This window comes from Streptomyces sp. NPDC012794, assembly GCF_042901085.1.
In the GTDB taxonomy this organism is placed as follows: Bacteria; Actinomycetota; Actinomycetes; order Streptomycetales; family Streptomycetaceae; genus Streptomyces.
Genome location: NZ_JBIBCI010000006.1, coordinates 225,925 through 249,258, shown reverse-complemented (window position 1 = coordinate 249,258; position 23,334 = coordinate 225,925). Strand labels below are relative to the sequence as shown.

The 23,334-nt window shown below is 73.4% G+C and carries 18 protein-coding genes and 1 pseudogene; 15 read left to right on the top strand and 4 right to left on the bottom strand.

Translation table 11 applies throughout. The features are described 5' to 3' along the window. The first annotated feature begins 23 nt into the window (after positions 1–23). The 4 genes from ACFY7H_RS14460 to ACFY7H_RS14445 all read left to right on the top strand — a co-directional run bounded on the left by ACFY7H_RS14460 (position 24) and on the right by ACFY7H_RS14445 (position 3,017). On the top strand, positions 24–1,358 hold the full coding sequence (locus tag ACFY7H_RS14460; RefSeq protein WP_388937858.1) for a cytochrome P450: 1,335 nt from the start codon (positions 24–26) through the stop codon (positions 1,356–1,358). 98 nt (positions 1,359–1,456) lie between these two features. Beyond that, the gene (locus ACFY7H_RS14455; protein WP_388937857.1) at positions 1,457–1,759 is read left to right on the top strand and encodes a DUF1876 domain-containing protein; all 303 of its coding nucleotides are present in this window, start codon (positions 1,457–1,459) and stop codon (positions 1,757–1,759) included. A 183-nt stretch (positions 1,760–1,942) separates the two neighbouring features. Next, positions 1,943–2,782 (top strand): class II glutamine amidotransferase, encoded by an 840-nt coding sequence (locus ACFY7H_RS14450; protein WP_388937855.1) that lies wholly within the window; start codon positions 1,943–1,945, stop codon positions 2,780–2,782. A gap of 10 nt (positions 2,783–2,792) precedes the next feature. Then, a complete protein-coding gene (locus ACFY7H_RS14445; protein ID WP_388937854.1) occupies positions 2,793–3,017 on the top strand; it encodes a hypothetical protein in 225 nt (74 codons plus the stop codon). 27 nt (positions 3,018–3,044) lie between these two features. Here ACFY7H_RS14445 and ACFY7H_RS14440 read toward each other — a convergent pair whose 3' ends face one another. From ACFY7H_RS14440 to ACFY7H_RS14430, 3 genes are all read right to left on the bottom strand, one after another. Continuing rightward, entirely contained in the window at positions 3,045–3,299 is a 255-nt protein-coding gene (locus ACFY7H_RS14440; protein ID WP_388937853.1) for a hypothetical protein, read from the bottom strand. Between the two features lie 85 nt (positions 3,300–3,384). Next, the gene (locus ACFY7H_RS14435) at positions 3,385–3,720 is read right to left on the bottom strand and encodes a DUF3040 domain-containing protein (protein ID WP_388937852.1); all 336 of its coding nucleotides are present in this window, start codon (positions 3,718–3,720) and stop codon (positions 3,385–3,387) included. Positions 3,721–3,725: 5 nt separating this feature from the next. Further along, complete coding sequence (locus ACFY7H_RS14430; RefSeq protein WP_388937851.1) at positions 3,726–4,211, bottom strand: DUF6328 family protein; 486 nt, start codon at positions 4,209–4,211, stop codon at positions 3,726–3,728. Positions 4,212–4,627: 416 nt separating this feature from the next. Between ACFY7H_RS14430 and ACFY7H_RS14425 the strand changes: the two genes are divergently transcribed. The 11 genes and pseudogenes from ACFY7H_RS14425 to ACFY7H_RS14375 all read left to right on the top strand — a co-directional run bounded on the left by ACFY7H_RS14425 (position 4,628) and on the right by ACFY7H_RS14375 (position 21,794). Beyond that, on the top strand, positions 4,628–5,848 hold the full coding sequence (locus ACFY7H_RS14425; RefSeq protein ID WP_388937850.1) for an MFS transporter: 1,221 nt from the start codon (positions 4,628–4,630) through the stop codon (positions 5,846–5,848). A 317-nt stretch (positions 5,849–6,165) separates the two neighbouring features. Continuing rightward, a complete protein-coding gene (locus ACFY7H_RS14420) occupies positions 6,166–9,963 on the top strand; it encodes an amino acid adenylation domain-containing protein (RefSeq protein WP_388937849.1) in 3,798 nt (1,265 codons plus the stop codon). Then, complete coding sequence (locus ACFY7H_RS14415) at positions 9,960–11,252, top strand: ATP-grasp domain-containing protein (RefSeq protein WP_388937847.1); 1,293 nt, start codon at positions 9,960–9,962, stop codon at positions 11,250–11,252. The genes ACFY7H_RS14420 and ACFY7H_RS14415 overlap by 4 nt, the downstream gene beginning before the upstream one ends. Then, entirely contained in the window at positions 11,249–12,220 is a 972-nt protein-coding gene (locus tag ACFY7H_RS14410; RefSeq protein WP_388937846.1) for a peptidase, read from the top strand. The genes ACFY7H_RS14415 and ACFY7H_RS14410 overlap by 4 nt, the downstream gene beginning before the upstream one ends. Positions 12,221–12,223: 3 nt before the next feature. Continuing rightward, entirely contained in the window at positions 12,224–14,038 is a 1,815-nt protein-coding gene (gene asnB / locus ACFY7H_RS14405; protein ID WP_388937845.1) for an asparagine synthase (glutamine-hydrolyzing), read from the top strand. Between the two features lie 14 nt (positions 14,039–14,052). Beyond that, the gene (locus ACFY7H_RS14400; RefSeq protein ID WP_388937843.1) at positions 14,053–14,883 is read left to right on the top strand and encodes a hypothetical protein; all 831 of its coding nucleotides are present in this window, start codon (positions 14,053–14,055) and stop codon (positions 14,881–14,883) included. Between the two features lie 13 nt (positions 14,884–14,896). Beyond that, on the top strand, positions 14,897–15,811 hold the full coding sequence (locus ACFY7H_RS14395) for an aminotransferase class IV (protein ID WP_388937842.1): 915 nt from the start codon (positions 14,897–14,899) through the stop codon (positions 15,809–15,811). A 58-nt stretch (positions 15,812–15,869) separates the two neighbouring features. Beyond that, a complete protein-coding gene (locus ACFY7H_RS14390; protein WP_388937840.1) occupies positions 15,870–16,820 on the top strand; it encodes an AEC family transporter in 951 nt (316 codons plus the stop codon). A 93-nt stretch (positions 16,821–16,913) separates the two neighbouring features. Then, positions 16,914–17,876 carry a TauD/TfdA dioxygenase family protein gene (locus ACFY7H_RS14385; RefSeq protein ID WP_388937838.1) on the top strand — a complete coding sequence of 321 codons (963 nt, stop codon included), beginning with the start codon at positions 16,914–16,916 and terminating at the stop codon, positions 17,874–17,876. A 59-nt stretch (positions 17,877–17,935) separates the two neighbouring features. Next, a pseudogene (locus tag ACFY7H_RS14380) lies at positions 17,936–18,929 on the top strand (cyclase family protein). Between the two features lie 105 nt (positions 18,930–19,034). Then, positions 19,035–21,794, top strand: a complete 2,760-nt coding sequence (locus ACFY7H_RS14375; RefSeq protein WP_388937836.1) for a SpoIIE family protein phosphatase — start codon at positions 19,035–19,037, stop codon at positions 21,792–21,794. A gap of 188 nt (positions 21,795–21,982) precedes the next feature. On the opposite strand, the gene ACFY7H_RS14370 is transcribed toward ACFY7H_RS14375, so the two are convergent. Then, entirely contained in the window at positions 21,983–23,326 is a 1,344-nt protein-coding gene (locus tag ACFY7H_RS14370) for a M1 family metallopeptidase (RefSeq protein ID WP_388937834.1), read from the bottom strand. Positions 23,327–23,334: the final 8 nt, after the last annotated feature.

Below are 23,334 nucleotides of genomic sequence, written 5' to 3'. Positions count from 1 at the left end.
CCCCGCCGGACAGGAGAACCGCCGTGGCCACGCACGCCGTTACCGGGCCGCCCGCCCAGGAGGAGCCCGCCGGAGGGGGGCTGCCGGTGCCCGAGCTCGACACCGCCGAGGTCGGGCGGTGGCGGGCGGGCGGGGGCGGGCTGATCGAGCTGCTGGCACTGGCGCGTGAGCGCTGCGGCGGGGTGGCCGCCGTCCGGATCGGGCCGGAGCCCACCGTGCTGGTCACCGGGCCGGAGGCCGTGCAGCACGTGCTGGCCCGGAATCCGGAGCGGTACGTCAAGCGCTCCCACCGGGCCCGCCTGCTGATCGGCGACGGGGTGCTCGCCGCGGCCGGGGAGGCGTGGAAGCGCCAACGACGGCTGCTCCAGGCGCAGTTCACCGGTACGGGCATGCGCCGGTACGAGCAGCGGATCGCGGCGGCGGCCGGTACCGCCGCCGGGCGCTGGGCACGCTTCGCGCGTACCGGGGAGACCTTCGACGTCGGCGAGGAGATGCGCCTCTTCGCCCTGGACACCATCTGGCGCGCGCTCACCGGCCACCCCCTGGACGCCCGCACCGCGCGGGAGCTCGCTTCCGTGGCGGCCGTGGTGGCGGCGCTGCCGAGCCTGCCCGCCGACGAGGTGGAGGCCCGGGGGTCGGTGGCCGCCGACCTGGCCCGGATCGACGCGGTCGCCCGGCACGCCGTCGCCGCCGCCCGGGACCGCGAGACGGGCCCGGACGGGCCGGGGCTGCTCCAGGTGCTGGTCGACGCCTCCTCGACCCACCCCGAGTACACGGACCGGTTGCTGCGCGACGAGCTGGTCACGCTGCTGGTCGCCGGCCACGAGACCACCGCCACCACGCTGACCTGGCTGTACCTGCTCCTCGACCGGCACCCCGCGGCCCGCGAGGAGGCTCTGGCCGCAGGGCCCGAGGGCTCGCCGGAGCGCCGGGAGGCCCTCCAGGCACTGGTCAGCGAAACGCTGCGGCTCTACCCGTCGGCCTGGCTCCTGCCCCGGCACGCGGCGGAGGCCGACACCCTGTCGGGTCACGCCGTCGCGGCGGGGACGGACCTGCTGGTGTGCCCGTACCTCACGCACCGCGACCCGCGGCTGTGGCCGGACCCCGAGCGCTTCGACCCGGGCCGCTTCACCACCCCGGGCGGCCGGCCCGCGCAGCCCGGCGCCTACCTGCCCTTCGGCATGGGCCCGCGCGCCTGCCTCGGCACGCAGTTCGCGCTGCGCGAGTCGACCGCCCTGCTGGAGCGGCTGCTGCCGCTGCAGGCCCCGGTGTTCGACTCCGTCCCGGCCGGGGCCGCGTACAGCATCACGGTGCGTCCCGACGGCCCGACCCCCGCACGCCTCGTCCCCGCGGTGTGACACGGCCCTGGCGGGGCGGCGACCGTCCTGCCGTGGCCGGACCGGCCCCGGCGGAGGGATCCTGGTAGGACGAGGCCCGGGAGGTCAGGAGGCAGGCCATGTCACACGCCGAGGAGTGGAAGGTCGGCGTCTACCTCGTCGAGGAGGACGGCACGACCAAAGCCAGGGCGGTGCTCGAGACCGGGAAGGCCACGATGGTCGGCCGGGGCCGGGCGCGCTGCAACCCGCAGGACGTGGATGTCCCGGCCATCGGTGACGAACTGGCGGCGAGCCGGGCGATGCGCGACCTGGCCGGGCAGCTGAGCCGGGCCGCCGACCGGGACCTGGCGGCGCTGGGCGCCGTACCGGAGGCGCCGCGCACCGGGTACGGCTGGCCGGACGACTCCGGCGACGGACGGTAGGCGGGGCGCGGAGGACCGGCTTCCCCGCCGCGGGGGAAGCGGCGTGCGGACGCGGGGCGGGGCCGCGTGCCCCGCTCGGCGTGCCGCCATGCGGGGGTGCCACCCTCCCGGCGCAACGGGAGGCCGTGCGATCGCCCGGCGAGTTAGGCTCGGACGCAGTGGCGCACGAGAGGGATGGTGCACATGTGTCGATGGCTCGCCTACTCCGGCTCACCGATGCTGCTCGACGCCGTCCTCTACCAGCCCGAGCACTCGCTGATCAACCAGAGCCTGCACGCGCGCATGGGGGTCGAGTCCACCAACGGCGACGGCTTCGGCATCGGCTGGTACAGCGCCGACGGCGACGGGACCCCCGCGGTGTTCCGGGACATCGGCCCGGCCTGGAACAACCAGAACCTGCGGGAGCTGGCCTCGCACGTCCGCTCACCGCTGTTCTTCGCGCACGTCCGCGCCTCCACGGGTTCGGCGATCCAGCAGACGAACTGCCACCCCTTCCGGCACGGCCGCTGGCTGTGGATGCACAACGGCGCGATCACCGACTTCCGCCGCCTCCAGCGCGATCTGTGCATGGCCGTCGATCCGGCGCTGTTCCCCTGCATCGAGGGGTCGACCGACTCCGAGGTGATGTTCTACCTGGCCGTCACCTTCGGGCTCGACCAGGACCCGCCCGGGGCGGTCGCCCGGATGGCGGGTCTGGTGGAGCGGCTCGGCAAGGAGCACGGGGTGGCCGACCCGCTCCAGATGACGGTCGCCGTCAGCGAGGGCACCCGGGTCTGGGCCTTCCGCTACTCCAGCCAGGGCCGGTCCCGTTCGCTGTACTACAGCAGCAGGGCCGAGACGGTGCGCCAGCTGTACCCGGAGCTGCCGTACCTGCGCGAGGTGTCCGACGAGACGCGGCTAGTGGTCTCCGAACCCCTCGGAAGCCTGCCCGGCGTGTGGAACGAACTGCCCGAGGCGAGTTACGCGGTGGTCCCGTCGGAGGGCACCGAGGACTACCTGCCGTTCATCCCCGAGCTCCCCTGACCTCCAGGGAATGCCTTTCGGACCTCGGCGCGTCGCGCCGCCCCCGGCCAGATCCGAAAATCCAGCTCTTGGGGCCGAGGACGCGGACGAGGGCGCCCAGGGCCACGAGCGCGTCACCCTGGCCATGGTCGACCTGCCGCTCTCGGTCGTCGTCCGCCGCCATCCGCGCGTCGGCGGGCCCCTGCCGCCGCACGCCGAGGACCTCGCCGAGGAGTGCGCGGCCGCGCTGCTCTAGACGGCCCAGGCCCTGTCGGGCACGCGGTCAGCGGTCGTCGCTCTCCCTCTCGGGCCGCGGGCCGGAGCCCGGCGGGTAGGGGCGGGTCTGTTCCTCGCGGCCGAGGCCCGGCCGTTGCCGCTTGGCGAAGCGGCCGCCGCCCTCCTCCTCGGGGCCGGTGTCCCCGGCCCTGCCGGTCTCGGTCTCGTCCGCCGGACGGCGCGCCGCGCCGTCGCCGCTCTCGCCGGCCGGCCCTGAGGGGGTGGGCGGCGCGGACCGGTGGGGCTGCCTGTGCTCGCTCATATCGCACTCCTCGGTCTTCTGGGTCTCCTCTGTCTTCGCGGGCTGTTCGGTCCTTTCGTTTGCCCTCGCGGTCCCGCCCGGCGGATCAGCCGCACCGGCCGCACCAGTGCCGGAGCAGCAGCCCGATGCCGACGAGCGTGATCGCGTAGGACACCGCGAAGGCGCAGATCAGGGTGGGCGACGAGGTGGCGGCCGCCAGCGGCAGCAGGACGAGCGAGAGGACGACCGACGCCCAGACCGCGCCCGGGAGCCTGCTGCGCGGTTCCTCCGGCTCGGCCCGGCGTTCCGGAGTGCCGCGCCCGTCGGGGAGGAGCTCCGCGCCGACGGTCATCACCCGCCGGAACCGCGGGTCGGTCCGCAGGGTCCGTTCGATGGCGGTCAGGGACCTGCGTTCGCTGCGGGAGAGTGCGTGCCCGGCCATGGTTCCTACTCCTCGGAGGTGTAGCGCATCCGCGCCCACAGCGGCAGTGCGAACCAGCACAGCAGGTACCAGGCGACGACGGCGGAAACCAGCCAGGGCACGACCGTGTCGGGCGCGGCGACCCGCAGGACGAGGAAGAGGGCGGAGGTGCAGGTGGCCAGCAGCAGCACGATGCCGGCGAAGGTGAGGCGCGAGGCCCAGACCACCGCCTTGGGCTTGATGCGGCGGCCCGAGACGATCCGGTGGAAGGAGACGGGTCCTATGAGGGCGCCGGTGGCCAGCGCGCCGAGGACGACCGTGGCGACGTAGACGGCCTTGTCCATTTCGGCCAGCCCCTGGAAGTGCGGCGTGAAGACCACGGTCAGCAGGAACCCGAAGAGGATCTGCACCCCCGTCTGGGCCACCCGGATCTCCTGGATCAGCTCCTGCCATTGACGGTCCGCCCGCTCGTCCGGGCTCTCATCGCGCCCCCGGGGCGTCTCTCGCGACATACGACCTCCTCCGCTCCACCCGCCGCCTGCCCGAGGACGGCCCGGCCAATCCTCCTGAGCGGCGGGATGACCGGAAGACCCCCCGGAATGCAGCGCTCCGCCCTATGCCCTACCGGCCGGTAAGGGCAGGGGGGCGACCGTTTCTCCACATGGTTTTTCTGCGCCCTTTACCCGATCCCAGGATTTCGATCATGTGATCGGGGTCACAGGTGTATTTCCTGGACAGCCAGATGTCGATCAAGTTTCGATATGGCCTGCGGCGCCGACGATCTCGGCCCCGCGACCACGGGGGAATTTCCCGAATCTTGTCGTTGGCAACGGCGCTTAACGAGGGGTGGGGGCGTGTCAGTGATCCTGGCGTGCGCACGAGGAAGCTTCATGACGTCCGTACGAGCGGACCGCAACGCGGCAGGCCGATGCTGAACCGCCTGCTGCCGCCCGCCGGCCCGGCACGCGTCCTGACCGGCATCACCCTGGTGCACACCCTGGGGCAGGGCCTCTGGATGGCACTGAACGCCATCTTCGCGACCGCCGTGCTCGGGCTCTCGGCCGGGCGGTTCGCCCTCGGCGTCGGTGTCGCCGCCGGTATCGCCCTCCTGGTCAGCACCCCGACCGGACACCTGGCCGACCGCATCGGTCCGCGCTCGGTGCAGATCTGGTCCTTCATCGCCCTCGGTCCGCTCACGGCGGCCCTGCTCGCGGTGGAGGGCTTCACGGCCTACCTGCTGGTGGTCAGCGCGCAAGCCGTCGCCTACAGCGCCAGCCGCAGCGCCCGCATGGCCATGGTCGCCGGACTCGTGCCGCCGCAGGACCGGGTCTCGGTCCGCGCCTACCTGCGGGCCACCAGCAACGTCAGCGTCTCGGTGGGAGCCGCCCTCGCCGGGCTGCTGCTCGCCGCCGACTCGGTCTGGGCGTACAAGGCGGCCGTCGCCTTCAACGCGGCCACCTACCTGGCGACGGGGCTGCTCACCCTGATGCTGCCCGCGGTCGCGGCCCAGCCGGCCCGCCCCGGACCGGCCCTGAAGGTGCTGCGGGACCGCCCGTACCTGACGTTCGTGGTGCTGGACGGCCTGCTGTCCATGCACAACCTGCTGCTCGACGTCGTCCTGCCGCTGTGGGTGCTGCACCGCACCGACGCACCGCGCTGGATGATCGCGGCGATCCTGCTGACCAACACGGCCGCCGTCGTCCTCCTCCAGGTCAGGGCCGCTCGCGGCACCGACGAGCCGCGGGCCGCGGCGAGGGCCTCGCGGTCCGGGGCGCTGTGCCTCGCGCTCGCCTGTGTGGTCTTCTCCTTCAGCGGCGGGACCTCGGCGACGCTCGCCGGAGTACTGCTGCTCCTCGGGGCCCTGGCCCACGTGCTGGGCGAGATCCGCCAGTCGGCGGGCAGCTGGGGCATGTCGTTCGCGCTGGCGCCCGAGCACGCCCAGGGCCAGTACCAGGGCACGTACGCGATGGGCTCGGACATGGGCAAGATGATCGCTCCGGCGCTGCTGACCTGGCTCGCCATCGAGCACGGGAGCCTCGGCTGGCTGGCCATGGCCCTCGGGTTCGCGCTGGCCGGAGCCGCCATGCCGCGCATCGCCGACCGGGCGCTCAGGAGCCGGGAGGCCGCCCCCGAGGCCCTCCCCGCGTGACGGGGGCCCCACCCGCCCCTTCCGCCCGCGCTGATTCCGGTTCTTCCCGCCCACTTCCCGTCATTCCCTGTCTTCACGGCCCTTCCGGCCTTCCGTCCGGTTTTCCGCCGTTCCTTTACCCGTTCCTGTTCCGGTGTTTTTCCGTGCCGTCGCCCTTTACCGCATTCCGGTCCGGGTGATGACGCGTCCGTACGAATGACCCGCTGCGGCGAAATCCGATTGCGCGGGGTCCGAAGATGTGCCGTGCGTGTATTCGGCATGTCCGCCGCACGGCCGGCGAACGAAATGCAAACGAGGGGACCATCACTGTGGGCGACATGTCCGCCGACTCACCGCAGGCCCTGCAACTGCCCGTGCGGGACACCAGGCAGGGCGCCGACGGCGCGGGCCGGGGCACGCACTCCTGGCCGGGCACCGTCCCGGCGCCGGGCGGGACGACCGCCGGGGCCGGGCCCGCCGACCTGTGGCACGCCGCGTTCGCCGTGCTCCTGCACCGCTACAGCGGCCAGGACGACATCGTGCTGGCCCGGGCGGGCGGCGCGCACAGTACGCCGCCGGTCGCCGTCCGCTCCGTGCTCGCACAGGAGCCGACCCTCCCCGCCCTGGCGCTCGCACTCGCCGGCGCGTACCGGGAAGCGGTACGGGAGGCCGCGCCCGGCACGGTGGCCGACCTCGGCGACGGCCTGCGGGCGGGCTTCCTGGAGTCCGACGGCACCGCCCCCGTGCCCGGGGGTTTCGCGCTCCTGCTGGAGGCGCGGACCGGGCCGGACGGCCCGCTGTTCACCCTCCACTACGACCGGGCCCTCTTCCCCGGAGCACTGATCGCGCGGATGGCCGCGAACCTGGACACCCTGCTGGCGGACGCGGCCGCCCGCCCCGGGGTTCCGGCGGGTGAACTGGCCCTGCTGTCCGGGCCCGAGGCCCACCGGCTGCTCCACGGGTTCAACGACACGGCCCGCCCCTACGACCGGGACACTCCGCTGCACGCCCTGGTGGAGGCCCAGGCCGCCCGAACCCCCGACGCGCCCGCCGTCGCGTGGCGGGACAGCGTACTGACGTACCGCCGGCTCGACCGCCAGGCCAACCGGCTGGCCCGGGCCCTGGCCTCCCACGGGATCGCGCCGGGTTCGCGGATCGGGCTGTCGCTGGCCCGCACGCACCGCAGCGTCGTCCTCCTGCTCGCCGTCCACAAGGCGGGCTGCGCGTACGTGCCGCTCGACCCCGCCTATCCGGCCGACCGGCTGGGCGCCATCGCCGCGACCGCCGACCTCGCGGCGGTCGTCCACGACGGCGAGGACGCCCCCGCCTGGCTCGGTGACGGTCCCGTGCGGGCCCTGCCGTGGCGGGAGCTGTGGGAGAAGGCGGAGACGGAGGACGAGAGCGCGCCGGACGTCACCGTCGACCCGGCCTCCACCACCCACCTCATCCACACCTCCGGCTCCACCGGCCTGCCCAAGGGCGTGATGATCAGCCACCGCAACGTGGTGGCCCTCCTCGCCTGGGCCGAGGAGACGTACACGGCCGAGGACCTGCGCCGGGTGCTCTTCTCCACCTCGCTCAACTTCGACCTGTCGGTGTTCGAGCTGTGGGCGCCGCTCACCCGGGGCGGCTGCGTCGTCGTCGTGGACAACGTCCTCGCCCTCACGGAGGACGAGGGGCTGCTCCCGACCCTGGTCAACACCGTGCCGAGCGCCCTGAACGTCCTGCTCCAGCGCGGCGCGGTGCCCTCCTCCACCCGCGTCCTCAACGTGGCGGGCGAGCCGCTCTCCCGGGAACTGGTCAACGAGGCCTTCGCGTCCACCGGCACCGAGCGGCTCTACAACCTCTACGGGCCCTCCGAGGACACCACGTACTCCACCTGGAAGTGCTTCACCGGCCGCGTCGACGGAGCCCCCACGATCGGGGTTCCGGTCCACAACACCACCGCCCACCTCCTGGACCCGCTCGGCCGGCTCGTCCCGCACGGCGCCACCGGCGAACTCCACCTGGGCGGCGACGGCCTGGCCGGCGGCTACATCAACGACCCCGAGCGCACCGCGGCCTCGTTCGTCGCCGCACCGGCGCACCTCGGCGCGGTGCCGGGGGGACGGCTCTACCGCACCGGCGACCTGGCCCGGTGGACCGAGGAGGGCGAGCTCCGCTTCCTCGGGCGCAAGGACAACCAGGTGAAGGTGCGCGGCTTCCGGATCGAGCTCGGCGAGATCGAGGCCACGCTGCGCGAGGTCGTGGGCCTGCGCGACGTCGCGGCCCTGGCCGTGCGCACCGGCGGTGACACCCGGCTGGTCTGCTACGTGGGCCTGGAGGGCGACGACATCACCGTCGAGGCCATGGCCGCCCATCTGCGGGCCAAGCTGCCGCACTACATGCAGCCCGCCCGGATCATCGTCGAGGAGCGGCTGCCGCGGCTGCCCAACGGCAAGGTCGACCGCAAGACCCTGGCGGCACGGGACATCGAGTGGGGGCCGGGGCCGGCGGCGGCCGGGATCACCGGTGACGGCCCGGCCGGCCCCGACGAGGCGGAAGTGGCGGGGGTGTGGGCCGACCTCCTCGGTCTGACCGAGGTCTCCCCCGGCCTGGACTTCTTCGCGGTGGGCGGGCATTCCCTGCTCGCCACGCTGCTGGCGGCGCGCCTGTCCGACGCGGCCGGCCGGCCCGTCCGGGTGGCGGAGGTCTACCGCCACCGCACCCTCGCGGAGCAGGCCGCGCTGCTGCGCCGCACCCGCGAGGAGGCCGCCGGGGCCTCCGCCTCCGGGGCGGCGGCGGGGCCGGCGGAGCGGCGCCGCGCCGTGGCCGACACGCTGCGGGAGTCCGCGCGCGGGCACGGGGTACCGGGAGCCGGCGCCGCCGTGTTCCTCGACGGCACCCTGGAACTGAGCTACCACGGCGTCACCGACACCGCGTCAGGGGCCCCGTACGGTCCCGGCACGCGCCAGCGCGTCACCTGCGTGACCAAGCCCATGCTGGCCTTCGTCGCCCTGCGGCTGGTGGACCGGGGGCTGCTCGGCCTCGACCAGCCGCTGGACGAGCTGCTGCCGCAGGCGTTCCGGCGCCGTGACGGCGGCACCGTCAAGGTCACCCTGCGGCACCTGCTGTCGCACACCAGCGGAGTCGACGACTCGTACGAGGTCTGGCACGACACCGGCGGCCTGCCGGACCTCGACAGCTACATCGCCACCCTGCCCGCCTACGGCCAGCTGTTCGAGCCGGGCGAGGTGTTCGCGTACTCGGCGGTGGGCACGTCGATCGTCGCCGCGCTGATCGAGAAGCTGCTCGGCATGCCCTGGCGGCGTGCGGTGAACGAGCTGATGCTCGCCCCGCTCGGCATCCGGGAGGTCCCCGAGACCCTCACCGAGGGCGGCCACTACGGGGACGCCGTCTCCGTCGGCTACGTGTGGACCGAACGGGTCAAGGGCTACGTACGCCACGACCCGCCGCCGCAGACCATCGCCGACGACGCGGCCGGCTCGTTCTCCGTGTGCCTCACCCTGGAGGAACTGGCGCGGATCGCGATGCTGGCCGTCGGCGACGGGGTCGCCCCCGGCGGGGAGCGCCTGCTGTCGGCCGGGCTGGCGCGGGAGATGCGCACGCCCCAGATCCCCGTTCCGGGTCACCACTTCATGCACGCCTGGGGCCTGGGCTGGCTGATGTTCGGGCCGTCCGCCTTCGGCTTCAACTCCAACGGCAGCGGCCACCACAACTTCGTCCAGATCTTCCCCGAGGAACGTTCCTTCCTGCTGCTGCTCGCCAACGCCTACCCGGCCTTCGGTCTGTACGAGGACCTGCTGCGCTCCCTCACCGGCGAGGGGCTCATCCGCACCGGGCGCCCGTTCGAGATGGAACTCGACGACTGCGCCGGCGTGTACACCTCCGACGGCTACCGGCTGGAGGTGCTGCACGGCACGGAGCACCTGCGCTACGCGTACTCCGAGCGGCAGCCGGACGGCGCGTGGCTGTGCCTGGACGAGGGCGACCTGGTGCTGTCCGGCGCCGGCGGCTTCAGCTCGATGTCCGAGAAGAACGTCCTCGCCGGTTCGATCTCCTTCATTCCCACCCCCGGTACCGCGGTCCCGGGATTCGTCCGCATCGGCCAGCGCTTCGCGAGGAAGACACGATGACAGACCCGATCCACCCCCCACACCCGTCCGCGCCCGTCCGGCACGTGGTCTTCGTGACCTGGAAGGCCGGCAACGCGCCCGCGTTCGAGGCGGCCAAGCGGCTCGGCCACCACGTGACGCTGATCCGCTCACTGGTCATGGAGCAGGCGCAGAACATCGACTTCGACGCCTCCCCGTACGCGCGGTTCGTCGACCGGGTCCACGTCCTGAAGGACGCCACCGACCCCGTGGCGCTGCGCTCCCTCGTCCTGGAGGTCCACCGGGAGCGGCCGGTCGACGGGTTCGTGGCCACCGTCGACGCGCTGGTGGTCCCCGTCGCGCGGATCGCCGAGGAGATCGGGGTGCCCTTCACCGACGCCGGCGCCGCCGAGGCGGCCAAGCAGAAGGACCGCTGCCGGGAGATCCTCGCGGCGGCCGGCGTGGACACCACCCGGTACGCGGTCGTCTCCGGCTTCGAGGAGGCCGCCGCGTTCGCGGCCGACGGCGGATACCCCGTCGTCGTCAAACCGGCCCGGGGGTCCGGCAGCGAGGGCGCCCACGTGGTCGCGGACGAGGAGCGGCTGGCAGCCGTCCTCGCGGACGCCCCGCACGACGCGTACGCGGCCGGCATCCTCGTCGAGGAGTACCTGAGCGGACGCTTCGTCTCCGCCGAGATCGGCCTCGTGCACGGCCGGTTCCTGCGGCTGGCGGTCAGCGAGCGGTCCACCTGGCACCGGCACGAGGCCCTGGAGACCGGCACCACGATCCCGGCGGGGATCTCGCCGGAGGAACACGAGCGGGTGATGCGGTTCGCCGAGGAGGTGGTCGGCGCCGTCGGACTGCGGCTCGGCGTCTTCCACGTGGAGGTGATGCTGGGCGCGGACGGCACGCCCCGGCTGATCGAGCTGAACCCCCGCATCATGGGCTCCTGCCTGCCGAACCTGTTCCGGCTCGCGGGCGGCGGTGACATCTTCGAACTGCTCGTCCGGATCCACCTGAACGAACCGATCGAACGCGGCCCGACGGTCTTCGACGCGTACGCGACGGTCCGCTGGTTCGGGGCCGCCGACCGGGTGGCCACCCCCGAGCGGGTGCCCGACCTCGGCTGGGCCGCCGAGGAGTACGGCGACAGCCTGCACTCGCTCACGGTCCGTTTCCCCGAGGGCGACACCCTCCTGCCCTGCCGGGGGAACCTCGGCAACTTCGGCGAGGTCCAGGTCGTGCACGCCGACCGGGAGACGTCGATCCGCATCGCCGAGGACATCGTCGGGGGCATGGCCGACCGGCTCGGCATCGAGGTGACGAGGTGAGGACGACGACCACGACCGCATTCTTCGACCAGACCCGCCGGCAGCTCGCCCGGCTGGGCCTGCCGGACGGGGACCCCCAGCTCACCCCCGACTCGGACGCCGTCTTCGCCGACGGCGGGCACTTCCGCATCGAGGTGCCGACGGTGAACTCGGTGGCGGCCGCCGAACGGCTGCTGCGGGAGAGCCGGCGCCGCGGATTCACGATCAACCGCATCACCGAGACCCGGGGCATGTACCGGCACACGGCCAGGGAGATCGGCGAGTACGTCGCGCTCGGCGAGGAGTTCGGCGCCGAGGTCCTGATGTCGGTGGGCCCCCGCGCCACGAACGACATCGGTGCCGGGGCCCAGACGCCCGAGGGTGCCCGGATCGGCTACCGGCTGCGCGGCCAGGAGCAGATCGTGCGCGCCGTCGAGGACGTCAAGCGCGGGATCGGCCTGGGCGTACGCGGGTTCGTCGTCTACGACGAGGGCCTGCTGTGGGTGCTGGGGCGGCTGCGCACCGCCGGTGACCTGCCGGCCGGGATCCATCTGAAGGTCTCCGCGCACTGCGGTCAGGGCAATCCGGCGTCCGCGCAGATGCTGGAGATGCTCGGCGCGGACAGTTTCAACCCGGTGCGCGACCTGACGCTGCCGATGATCGCGGCGTTGCGGCAGGCGGTGACGGTCCCGCTGGACCTGCACGTGGACAACCCGCGGTCTTCCGGCGGGTTCATCCGCACCTACGAGGCCCCCGACATCGTCCGGGTGGCGTCGCCGGTCTACCTGAAGACGGGCAACAGTGCCCTGGAGGGCCACGGCGTCAGTCCTTCCCCCGTGCAGCTGGACGACATCCTGCGGCAGGTCGAGCTGGTCACCGAGTTCGTCGGCCGGCACCACCCCGGGGCGCGGCAGAGCCGCGCCGGATCGGCCGCGCTCTCCCTCGAAGCGGCGGGGAGCGTCCCCGCCCCCGCTCGGACGGAGGTATGAGCCATGTGCCGCATCCACGGCTGTTTCGGCGGGGAGCCCGCGGGCCGGGACGTGCTCGACGCCGTCTCCTCGGCGATGTTCGAGGGCGGGCCCGACGCGCAGACCGTCCGGCGCGGTGACGGCTGGGCGCTCGGCAACAACCGGCTCGCCATCCAGGGCGTCTCCGCCGGCGACCAGCCCTTCGTACGTGGCGCGCTGTGCTGCGTGTTCAACGGCGAGATCTACAACCATCGGCAGCTGCGTGCCGAACTGGCCGCGCACGGTTACTCCTTCGAGGGCGACTGCGACGGTGACGTGCTGCTGCCGCTGTACGAGCTGTACGGCGACGCCTTCACCAGCCGTCTGGAGGGCATGTTCGCCATCGCGGTCGTCGACGAGCGCGAAGAGCCGTGCCTGAAGCTCTTCACCGACCACGCGGGCATGAAGTCGCTCTACTACTACGTGTCCGCCGACGGCCGCCGGCTGTGCTTCGCCTCCGAACTGCGGGCGCTCTCCCGCTTCCCGGACTTCCCCGACGAGCTCGATCCGCTCGCGGTCGACCGCTACCTCGGCGGAAAGGCGGTGTGGGGACCGGGCACCGTCTACACCCGGGTCCGCACCCTGGAGCCCGGCTCGGTGCTGCGGTTCGCGGACGGACGCCCGGCCCTGACCCGGACCGCCCTGGAGCCCGCCGAGCCGGACTGGCCCGGCGGGGTCGCGACCGTCGACGCGGCGGCGGAGCTGCTGGACGGCCTGCTGCTCACCGAGATGGGCCGCATGCTCGACGCGGACGTGCCGGTGTGTGTGATCACCAGCGGCGGGCTCGACTCCAGCTACACCACCGCGCTCGCCGCCCATCTGGTGTCCGACGTGGCCTCGTTCAACATCGCCTACCGGGGTGACTGGCCGGCCGACGAGCGCCACTACGCCGCGGAGGTGGCCCGGCACTGCGGTACGCAGCACCACCAGGTGCTCCTCGACCCGGCCGGGTTCCCCGAGCTCGTCGAGCGGTTCACCCGCCACCTGGACCAGCCGAACAACGCCCCGCACAGCCTGAGCACCTTCGCCCTGTTCGAGGCCGTGCACGACGCCGGCTTCAAGGTGGCCCTGACGGGCGACGGGGCCGACGAGCTCTTCGCCGGGTACGCCCGCTTCGTCAAGGCCGACCGGGACGGCGACTCCGCCTGGCACCGCGCCTACCAGGACACGATGGCCGTCGCGGGCACGGGGTCGCTCGCCCGGCTGTACACGCCCGGCTACCTGGCGCACGTCCGGGCGTCGGGGGGCCACTTCGGCGACCGCAGCGGCGACGAGCTGGCGCGCCGGGCGGGCGCGGGCGGGCACGGCAGGCTGGAGACGCTGCTGCGCTACGACCAGGCCGAGCGGTTCCCGTACTACATCCTGCGCCGGGTCGACCATCTGAGCATGGCCCACTCGGTGGAGGCCCGGATCCCGTTCCTCCAGCCGTCGGTGATGCGACTGGCGCACGCGCTGCCCGCCGCCGTCAAGGTGGCCGGGGACACGGTGAAGGCGCCGGTGGCGCGGGCGGCGCGGCGCTGGGTGCCCCGGAGCGTCATCGAGCGGCCCAAGCAGCCGTTCACCCTGCCGGTCGCGGCGATGATCCGGCCCGGCGAGGCTCTGTACGACATGGTCGGCGACCTCCTCCTCGGCCCCGGCGCCCGCTGCCGCGACTACGTGCGGCGGGACGCCGTCCACGAGCTGTTCCGCGCCCAGACCGAGAGCCCGGGGGCGCACGCCGCCGAGCTGCTCTGGTCCCTCCTGGTCCTGGAGAGCTGGCTCTCCGCACGCGGCCTGACCCCCGCCCCCCTCCACCCCTAGGAAAGAGACAGGACATGACCGACACGCCCGAGTCCCGGCCCGCCATCACCTCGCTCCTGGCCGGCGTCACCAAGGACGACATCCGCCGCGACCCGTTCCCGCACATCGTGATCAGCGACGCCCTGCCCCAGGAGCTGTACGAGGCGCTGGCGAAGTCGATGCCGACCGCGGAGTACATCGGCGAGCGGATCGGCAAGCCGATCACCTCGAACGAGCGCTACAACTACATGTCCGAGATGGTCCTGGCCGACGACACGATGGCGGCGGTGTGGAAGGACTTCGTGACCTACCACTCCTCCCCCGCCTTCTACGAGGAGTTCCTCGACCTCTTCCAGGAGGACCTGCTCGCCAACCTCCCGGACGCCGAGAAGCTGGTGGGCCCGCTGCGCGAGCTGCGCGTCGGCCGCCGCAACCGGGACGGCTTCGAGACGCACGACATCCTCATGGACTGCACGGCCGTCATCAACTCGGCGGTCACCGGGCGTCCCTCCGCGTACCGGGGGCCGCACGTGGACAAGCCGCACAAGCTCTTCGGCGGGCTGTTCTACATGCGCCTGCCCGAGGACGACGCGACCGGCGGCGACCTGGTGCTCTACAAGTACCGGCCGGGCGCGCACAAGTTCCGCACCAGCGCCTCCGAGTACGGTGACAACCGTTTCGACATCGACCCCGAGTACGTCGAGGAGGTCACGACCGTCCCGTACCGGAGCAACACCCTGGTGCTGTACCCGATCAACCCGCTGGCCCTGCACGGGGTGTCGGTGCGGAGCCTGACCCGGCACCAGCGGCGTTTCGTCGCCCTCGTCGGGGACCTGCCCCGTCAGCTCTTCGACCTCGCGCTCTGAGAAGGAGGCAGCAGTGATCCCCTTCGACCAGCGCACCGGGAAGATCTGGTACGACGGCGCCCTCGTGGACTGGGCCGACGCCCGGCTCCACGTGCTCAGCCACGGACTGCACTACGCCTCCAGCGTCTTCGAGGGCATCCGCGTGTACGGCGGCGAGGCGTTCATGCTGGAGGAGCACATCGCGCGCCTCGGCGCCTCGGCCCGCATCCTCGACTTCGAGCTCGAGTACGGCGAGGACGTGCTGTACGAGGCCACCCGCGCGGTGATCGCCGTGGCGGGCCTCACCGAAGGCTACGTCCGCATGAACGCCTGGCGGGGTTCGGAGATCATCCAGACCGCCGCGCTGAAGACGTCGGTGCACACCTCGGTGGCCGCGTGGGAGCTCCCCGCGGGCTACTACGCGGCGGAGGACGCCCTCGACCAGGGGATCTCTCTGGTGACGGGCCGCTACCGCAGGCCTTCGCCGGAGTACGCCCCGGTCAAGAGCAAGGCCGCCGGCAACTACATGATCGGTACGGTCAGCAAGAACGAGGCGCTGCGGGCGGGCTTCGACGACGCCCTCCTCCTCGACGACCGGGGGAACTTCGTGGAGGCGACCGGGGCGCACCTGTTCTTCACGAAGGGCGGGGTGCTGTACACCCCGACGACCCGATGCACCATCGACGGGATCACCCGGGCGTGCGTGCTGGCGATCGCCGAGCGGGAGGGGATCGAGTGCGTGGTCGCCGATCTGGCCCCGGCGTTCGCGGGCGAGGCCGACGGCGCGTTCCTGTGCGGGACCGCGTGTGAGATCCTCCCCGTCGGCCGCCTCGATGATCATCACTACGACGTCGCCGGCAACGCGGTGACACGCAAGATCGTCACGGCCTACCGGGAGCTGGTCCGGGGGCGCGCGGAGCTGCGCGTCCCCGGCGCACGGGCCCGGTAGGAAGCCGTCGCGACGGGAAAGCAGGCCCCGTGGGGGCCGCAAGAGCAAGGGCACGTGCATGGGAGCGGTAGATGCTCTGGAAAAACTCGCACCGGTGGTGCTGGCCTTCGGATGCGGGGTCGTCCTGGCACGGCGGAAGGTGGTGCCGGCCGAGAGTTCCAAGGTCTTCGCGGACTACGCGTTCCTCTTCGCCGTGCCCTGCTTCCTCTTCGGGAACATCTACCGCAGTGATCTGGGGGCCCTGTTCGACTGGCGGGCCATCAGCGGTTACGCGGCCGCGGCGTGCGCCGCGGCCGCGCTGATCGGGGTCATCGCCTGGACCGTGGGCGTACGCGATCCGCGGGGTGTGGCGCTGCGCATCATGGCCGCCGTCCAGGTGAACACGGCCTACTTCGCCGTGCCGGTGTTCATCATGCTGTTCGGGAACGCGGCGCCCATCTTCCCGGTGCTGCTCTTCCAGGTGTGCGTGCTGTCCCTGATCGTCATCTCGATCATGGAGCTGGGCCGGCCGGACCGGGCCGGGAGTCCCGCGCGGCGGCTGGGATCGGCCGTCGCCGCCTCGCTGATGACCCCGGTCGTCATCGCCTGCAACGCGGGCATCGTGCTCAACCTGCTGCCCGTCACCGTGCCCGGGGTCGTGCTGGACAGCTTCGCCTTCGTCGGCGACAGCGCCTCGCCGGTGGCGTTGTTCGCACTCGGCCTGCACCTGGGCGGAAGCGGGATCAGTGTCCGGGGCACCACCCTGGAGGAGATCTGGATCATCGGCTTCAAGTGCGTGGCGCTGCCGCTGATCACCTTCGCGATGTGCCGTTACGTCTTCGGGGTGGAGGGCGAGTGGCTGAGCTACCTCGTCCTCATCGCGGCGATGCCCGCGCCGCAGAACCTCTTCATCTTCGCCCAGCGCTACGACGTGGGGGTCGACATGTCGGCCTCCCTCGTCATCAAGAGCTCGGTCCTCGCGCTGCTGCTGCTCCCCCTGTGGACGCAGCTGGTGGCCCGGCCGGCCTGAGCCCGTCAACCGTCGGAGCCCCTCGGACGAGGGGCTGTTCACCCACGCCGCTCCTTGCACCATTTGCGTGGAAAGTACCAGAAAGGCAGAACCGTGACGCAGACCGCGCAGCCCACCAGGATCTCCGTCGAGCAGGTGGCCGGCCGCATCGGGGCCGAGATCTCCGGGGTCGACCTCGGCCAGGAGCTCGACGAGGCCACGGTGGCCGAGATCCGGCAGGCCGTCCTGACCCACCGGGTCGTCTTCTTCCGCGGCCAGGACATCACCCACGCCCAGCACATAGCCTTCGGCCGCCGCTTCGGCGCGCTGACCCGGCGGCCGGGCAAGAAGCACGGTGTGCACCCCGAAGGGCACCCGGAGATCCTCACCGTCGACCCGAAGGCGGACACCGAGCGCTACGGGGCCGACTTCGAGGAGCACTACCGCCGCAAGTGGTCCTCGCCGCTGGCCGGCTGGCACAGCGACCTGACCCAGGCCGTCAACCCGCCCAGCCTGTCCATCCTGCGGGCCGAGCGGACGCCGGCCTTCGGCGGCGACACCCAGTGGACCAACACGGTCGCCGCGTACGAGGGCCTGTCGGCACCGCTGCGGGAGCTCGTGGACGGGCTGACCGCCGAGCACGCCTTCTTCACGGCCGTCCACCTGCGCCACTCCGACGCGCGGGACCGGGAAATCCTGCGGATCTACTGCGAGGACCCCCAGGTGGCCGTCCACCCGGTGGTGCGCGTCCACCCGGAGACCGGCGAGAAGGCGCTGTTCGTCAGCCCCGGTTCGACGACCCGGATCACCGGCTTCACCGAGCTGGAGAGCCGCCACCTGCTGGATCTGCTGTTCCAGCACCTGACGAGCGCCGAGTACACCGTCCGCTTCCGCTGGGAGCCGGGCAGCATCGCCTTCTGGGACAACCGCAGCACCTGCCACTTCGCCCCGACCGACTTCGCCCACCTCGACGTCGACCGGGTCATGCACCGCGTGACGGTCCTGGGGGAGCCCGCGCAGGGTCCGGACGGATTCGTCTCCCAGCTCGTGGAGGGCGAGCCGATGCGGGCCTGGTAGAGGGCGCGTCCCGGCGGGGATAGAGCTCGGGCCACGGACGTACGACCCCGGAGTGCCCCATGAGTCCCAGTGCCGCCGATGCCCCCGCTCCCCCGCCCCGCCCCGGGGGCGGGGGTCCCGGCGGGACTCCCCCGGGCGGAGCCTCCGTCTCCCGCCGGGAGTTCGACGCCCTGTGTTCAACGCCGTCCGGACCTGGGGCCGGTGGGAGGACCCCGGCCGCGGCGCCTTCAACGTGGTGACGGCGGACCACGTGCGCCGGGCCGCCGCACTGGTCCGGTCCGGCACGGTCGTGCCGCTGGGGCGCCCCTGGGACACCGTCCCCGGCCCGGACAACGCGCGGCCGGCCCTGCACCACATGACCGACCTCGGTGACGTGGCGACCCAGGAGCCGTCCGCGTACATGGACTTCCTCGGCGCGGACTACCACGGCAAGGCCGTCAGCCATCTCGACGCGCTGGGGCACATGGGCTACCGGGGACGCCTCTACGACGGGCGCACGGCGCGCGAGGAGATCGGCGCCGGGGGCGTCCGCTTCGGCTCGGTGGCGGCCCTGGGCCCGCTGGTCACCCGGGCCGTGCTCCTGGACCTGCCCGCCGTCCTCGGGGTGCCGCGGCTGGAGCCGGGGCACGCGGTGCGGGCGCGGGACGTCCTGGCCGCGGAGGAGGTGCTCGGCGTGACCATCGGCGACGGCGACGCGGTCCTGCTGCGCTCCGGACGCTTCCGCCGCCGGCGGGAGAAGGGCCCGTGGGACCCGGCCACGGGCAGCGCGGGCTGGCACGTGGACGCCGTACCGCTGCTGGCGCGGCGGGCCGTCGCCCTGCTCGGCGCCGACGGGGACAGCGACGTACGGCCGTCACCGGTGGAGGGCCTGCACTCCCCCGTGCACACGCTGGCGATCACGGCGATGGGGGTGCCGCTGCTGGACAACCTCGACCTGGAGGCGCTGTCCGCCGCCTGCGCCGAGGCGGCCGCCATACCTTCATGCTCGTCGTGGGCCCGCTGAACGTGCCGGGCGGCACGGGATCCCCCGTCAATCCGGTCGCGGTGCCGTGACCGGACCTTCGGCGGGCCGCCCCCCACCCCCACACCCGGGCAAAAGGTGGGGAATATACTCAAATCGACGCCATCGCGACTGCTGCGGCGAGGGAAGTGGTGCACATGGGGGTCGTGGACGACCGCACCGGCACCGGCCCCGTGCAGTCCCGTGACCGGTTCCTGCACGGCGGGTCGGCCGAATCGGTCGTGCGGAGCGTGCGCGGTCCGATCCTGAGTTCCTGGCAGCGCAGCATGCTGCTGGGGCTGTCGCCGGACCAGACCGAACTGCCGTTCACCCAGGACTTCGACGCGGACGGTCCCCTCGTCCGCGCCGCGACACCCGTACTCGACCGGCTGGCGTCGATCTTCGCGGGCCGCCCGATGAACATCTGCCTCGCGGACGGCCGCGGCACCGTCCTCGAACGCCGCTTCGGAGACAGGTCCCTGCCCGGCCGGCTGCCGCCGATCCAGACGCAGCCCGGCTTCGTCTTCGCCGAGCGGGTCGCGGGGACCAACGGGATCGGCCTGACCCTCGCGGAACGGCGGTTCGTCCAGGTCAACGGCGCCGAGCACTTCGCCGAGCGCTCCCAGTCCAGCGCCTGCACCGCGATGCCCGTCCGCGACCAGCTCAGCGGGCACATCGAGGGCGTCCTGTGCCTGGGCTACCCCTGCACGGACGCCGACCCGGCACTGGCCGCGGTCGTGCGCCGGGCCGCCGAGGCCATCGAGCGGCGGCTGATGGAGCAGAGTTCGGCGCGCGAGCGGGGCCTGCTCCAGGCGTACCTGGAGGCCGGGAGCCGGTCCCGGGCCCTCGCCCTGGCCCGGGGGGACGCCCTCGACGGGCACCCGGTCACCCTGGCGGAGCTGCTCCTGAGCGAGCTGGAGCAGAGCGACCACACGACCCTCGAGGAGAAGGCCACCGAGCTGCTGTGCGGCGCGCACCGCGCCGCCGCCGAGGTGCCGCTGTCCCGCGGGCGGCGGGTCACCCTCGTGAGCCGGCCCGTGACGAGTGCGGACGGGGTGGAGGGCGTCGTCGTCGAGGCGCTGCTGCCCGACGAGGACGAGCACCACGCGCCCCCGCCCGCCCACGCGGCCCGCCCGCCGTCCGGGACGGCCGCCGCCCCCGCCGGGGCCGCCGGCCCGGGTGGCCGTGCCGTCCGGGGGCTGGTGCTGGTGGGCGAGCCGGAGGTGGGGAAGTACGCCGTCGCGGCCCGCCGGCGCCTGGAGCTGCTGGCCGAGGCCAGTACCCGGATCGGCACCACGCTGGACGTGGGCCGCACGGCCCGGGAGCTGGCCGAGACGGCCGTCCCGAGGCTGGCGGACTTCGTCACCGTCGACCTGCCGGAGTCGGTGCTGCGCGGTGAGGAGTCCGGCGACCCGACCGGCGAGCTGGTCCGCACCGTGGTCCACGGCATCCGCGACGACTGTCCCTTCTACCCGGCCGGCGAGCGGGTGGAGCTCCGCCCGACCACGCCCCACATGCGCGCCCTGGCCACCGGACAGGCGGTGCTGGAACCCGATCTGCAGGCCGCCTTCGGCTGGATCGCCCAGGACGCGGAGCACACCGGACTGCTCCTCGCCCACAACGTCCACTCCCTGATCACCGCCCCCCTGCTCGCCCGCGGCGTCGTCCTCGGCGTCGCAAGCTTCTACCGCTCCCGCGACCCCGCTCCCTACGGCGACGACGACCGCTCCCTGGCCCGGGAACTCGCCGCCCGCGCCGCCCTGTGCATCGACAACGCCCGCCGCTACACCCGTGAGCACACCCTCGCCCTGGCCCTGCAGCGGAGCCTGCTCCCCCACGGGCTGCCCGAACAGAGCGCCGTCGATGTGGCCCACCGCTACCTGCCCGCCGACACCGGAGTGGGCGGCGACTGGTTCGACGTCATCCCCCTGTCCGGGACCCGCGTCGCCCTCCTCGTCGGCGACGTCGTCGGCCACGGCCTGCACGCGGCGGCGACCACGGGCCGGCTGCGCACCGCCGCCCGGAACTTCGCCGAGCTGGAACTGGCCCCCGACGAGCTGCTGACCCACCTGGACAACCTCATGGTGCGGCTGGACCGCGAGGAGGGCGGGGACGATCCGGCCCTGGGCCGTACCGCCATCGTCGGTGCCACCTGCCTGTACGCGGTCTACGACCCGACCACGCAGCTGTGCACGATGGCCCGGGCCGGCCACCCGCCGCCCGCCCTGGTACGGCCCGACGGCACCGTGACCTTCCCCGACCTGCCCGCCGGCCCCCCGCTGGGCCTGGGCGGTCTGCCGTTCGAGTCCGCCGAGCTCCGCCTCCCCGAGGACAGCCGGCTGGTCCTCTACACAGACGGGCTCCTCGGGGACCGCCACCGCGACATCGACGTGGCCCTCGGCGAGCTGCGCCGCACCCTGACCGGCCACCCCGGACGCTCCCCCGAGGACACCTGCCGGGCGGTCCTCGACGCGCTGGTGCCCGAGCACCCCGCCGACGACATCGCGCTCCTGGTCGCCGGCACCCGCGCCACGCCCGCCGACCGGATCGCCGGCTGGGAGCTGCCGGCCGACCCGGCCCGCGTCTGCGACCTCCGCGCCGCCGCCATGGGCCAGCTGAGCCGATGGGGCCTGGAGGAGGCCGCCTTCGCGGCGGAACTCCTGCTCAGCGAGCTGGTCACGAACGGCATCCGGTACGGTGGCGGCGGGCCGGTCCGGGTACGCCTGATCCACGACCGCGCCCTGATCTGCGAGGTGTACGACGCCAGCGGCACCGCCCCGCGCATGCGCCGGGCGGCCGGCACCGACGAAGGCGGCCGGGGCCTGTTCCTCGTCGCGCAGCTCGCCCAGGCCTGGGGCACCCGCTACACGCCGGACGGAAAGGTCATATGGGCCGAATGCGCCCTGGACGCGGCGTGAGCCGACGGCGAACGGCTCCTGGGCGCTGTACGGCGGCTTCGGCCTGAGCGGGCAGCTCCAGCTCCAGCTGTCCGTGTTCGGTACGCCGGTCGTCGAGCGGCGCGTCCCGCTGGGCGCCCTGCACCGCGAGTGGCCCCTGGTGAGCGGCCGCGCCGGGCCATGACGCCCGGCCGGGCTCCCGGGACCGGTCAGGCGGCGGGGCCCCCGGCGGGCGCCGGGGGCAGCGGCGGCAGCGCCGGCTCGTGCAGCCAGGCCCGGAACAGGCCGTCCAGCGGCCCGGCGGCGTAGTCGGCCGCGTGCGCGGTGAATCCGCCGGTGGTCACCACGCCGTGCCGGTGGCGGGCGGTCCAGTCGCGGAGCATCCGGAAGAAGGCCCCGTCGCCGAGGGCGCCGCGGACGGCGTGCACGGCGAGGCCGCCCCGCTGGTAGAGGCGGTCGTCGAACATCAGCTTGCGGCCCGGGTCGGCCAGTACCAGGTCCTGGGGCCGCCCCGCCAGCAGCCGGTGCGCGGCCGCGGCGTGCTCGTGCGCCGGGCGGCCTCCGGAGCGCTCCGACCAGAGCCATTCGGCGTACTTCGCGAAGCCCTCGTTGAGCCAGATGTGTTGCCAGTCGGCGACACCCACGCTGTTGCCGAACCACTGGTGTGCCAGCTCGTGGGCGACGAGGCGTTCCCAACCGCGGGCGCCGTCCACGTGGTTGGTGCCGAACAGGGAGAGGCCCTGGGCCTCCACGGGTACGTCCAGTTCCTCGTCGGCGACGACCACCGTGTACTCGCCGAAGGGGTAGGGGCCGAAGAGCTCCTCGAAGAGCCGCATCATGGCGGGCTGCCGGGCGAAGTCCCGCGAGAAGCGCGGCAGCACGCGGGCGGGCACGTGGGCGAACTGCGGAACCCCGCCGCCGTCCGGGTCGCCCAGCGGCACCGTCCGGTACGTGCCGATGGACAGGCCGACGAGGTAGCTGGCGGTGGGCGCGGCCTGTTCGTACACCCAGGTGGTGGTGCTGGCCCCGGTGGTCCGGGTGAGCAGCCGGCCGACGGCGGCCACCGTGTAGGCGGACGGGGTGGTGAGGGAGATCTGGTAGGCGGCCTTGTCGGCGGGCCGGTCGTTGCACGGGTACCAGGAGGGTGCGCCGACGGGCTGGCTGGCCACCAGCGCCCCGTCGGTCAGTTCCTCCCAGCCGAGGCCGCCCCAGGGGCTGCGGACCGGCCGGGGGTTGCCCGCCCAGTGCACCTCGACCGTGAAGGCGGCGCCGGGCGGCAGCGGAGCGGCCGGCCGGACGCGGAGCCGTCCGGCCCGGTGGGTGTGGCGCGGGACGCGGCCGTCCACCAGGACCCGGCCGATCCTGAACGCGGCGAGGTTCAGGTGGAACTCGGCCAGCGGGGCCGGCCCGGCGATGGCGCTGAGCCGGGCGGTGCCGGCCAGCCGGTTGGGGCCGGGCCGGTAGTCCAGGGCGAGTTCGTACCGGTGCACCCGGTACCGGGGGTCTCCGTTGTCCGGGAAGTACGGGTCAGCCGCCGCTGTCTGGCCAATCATCGCCGCTC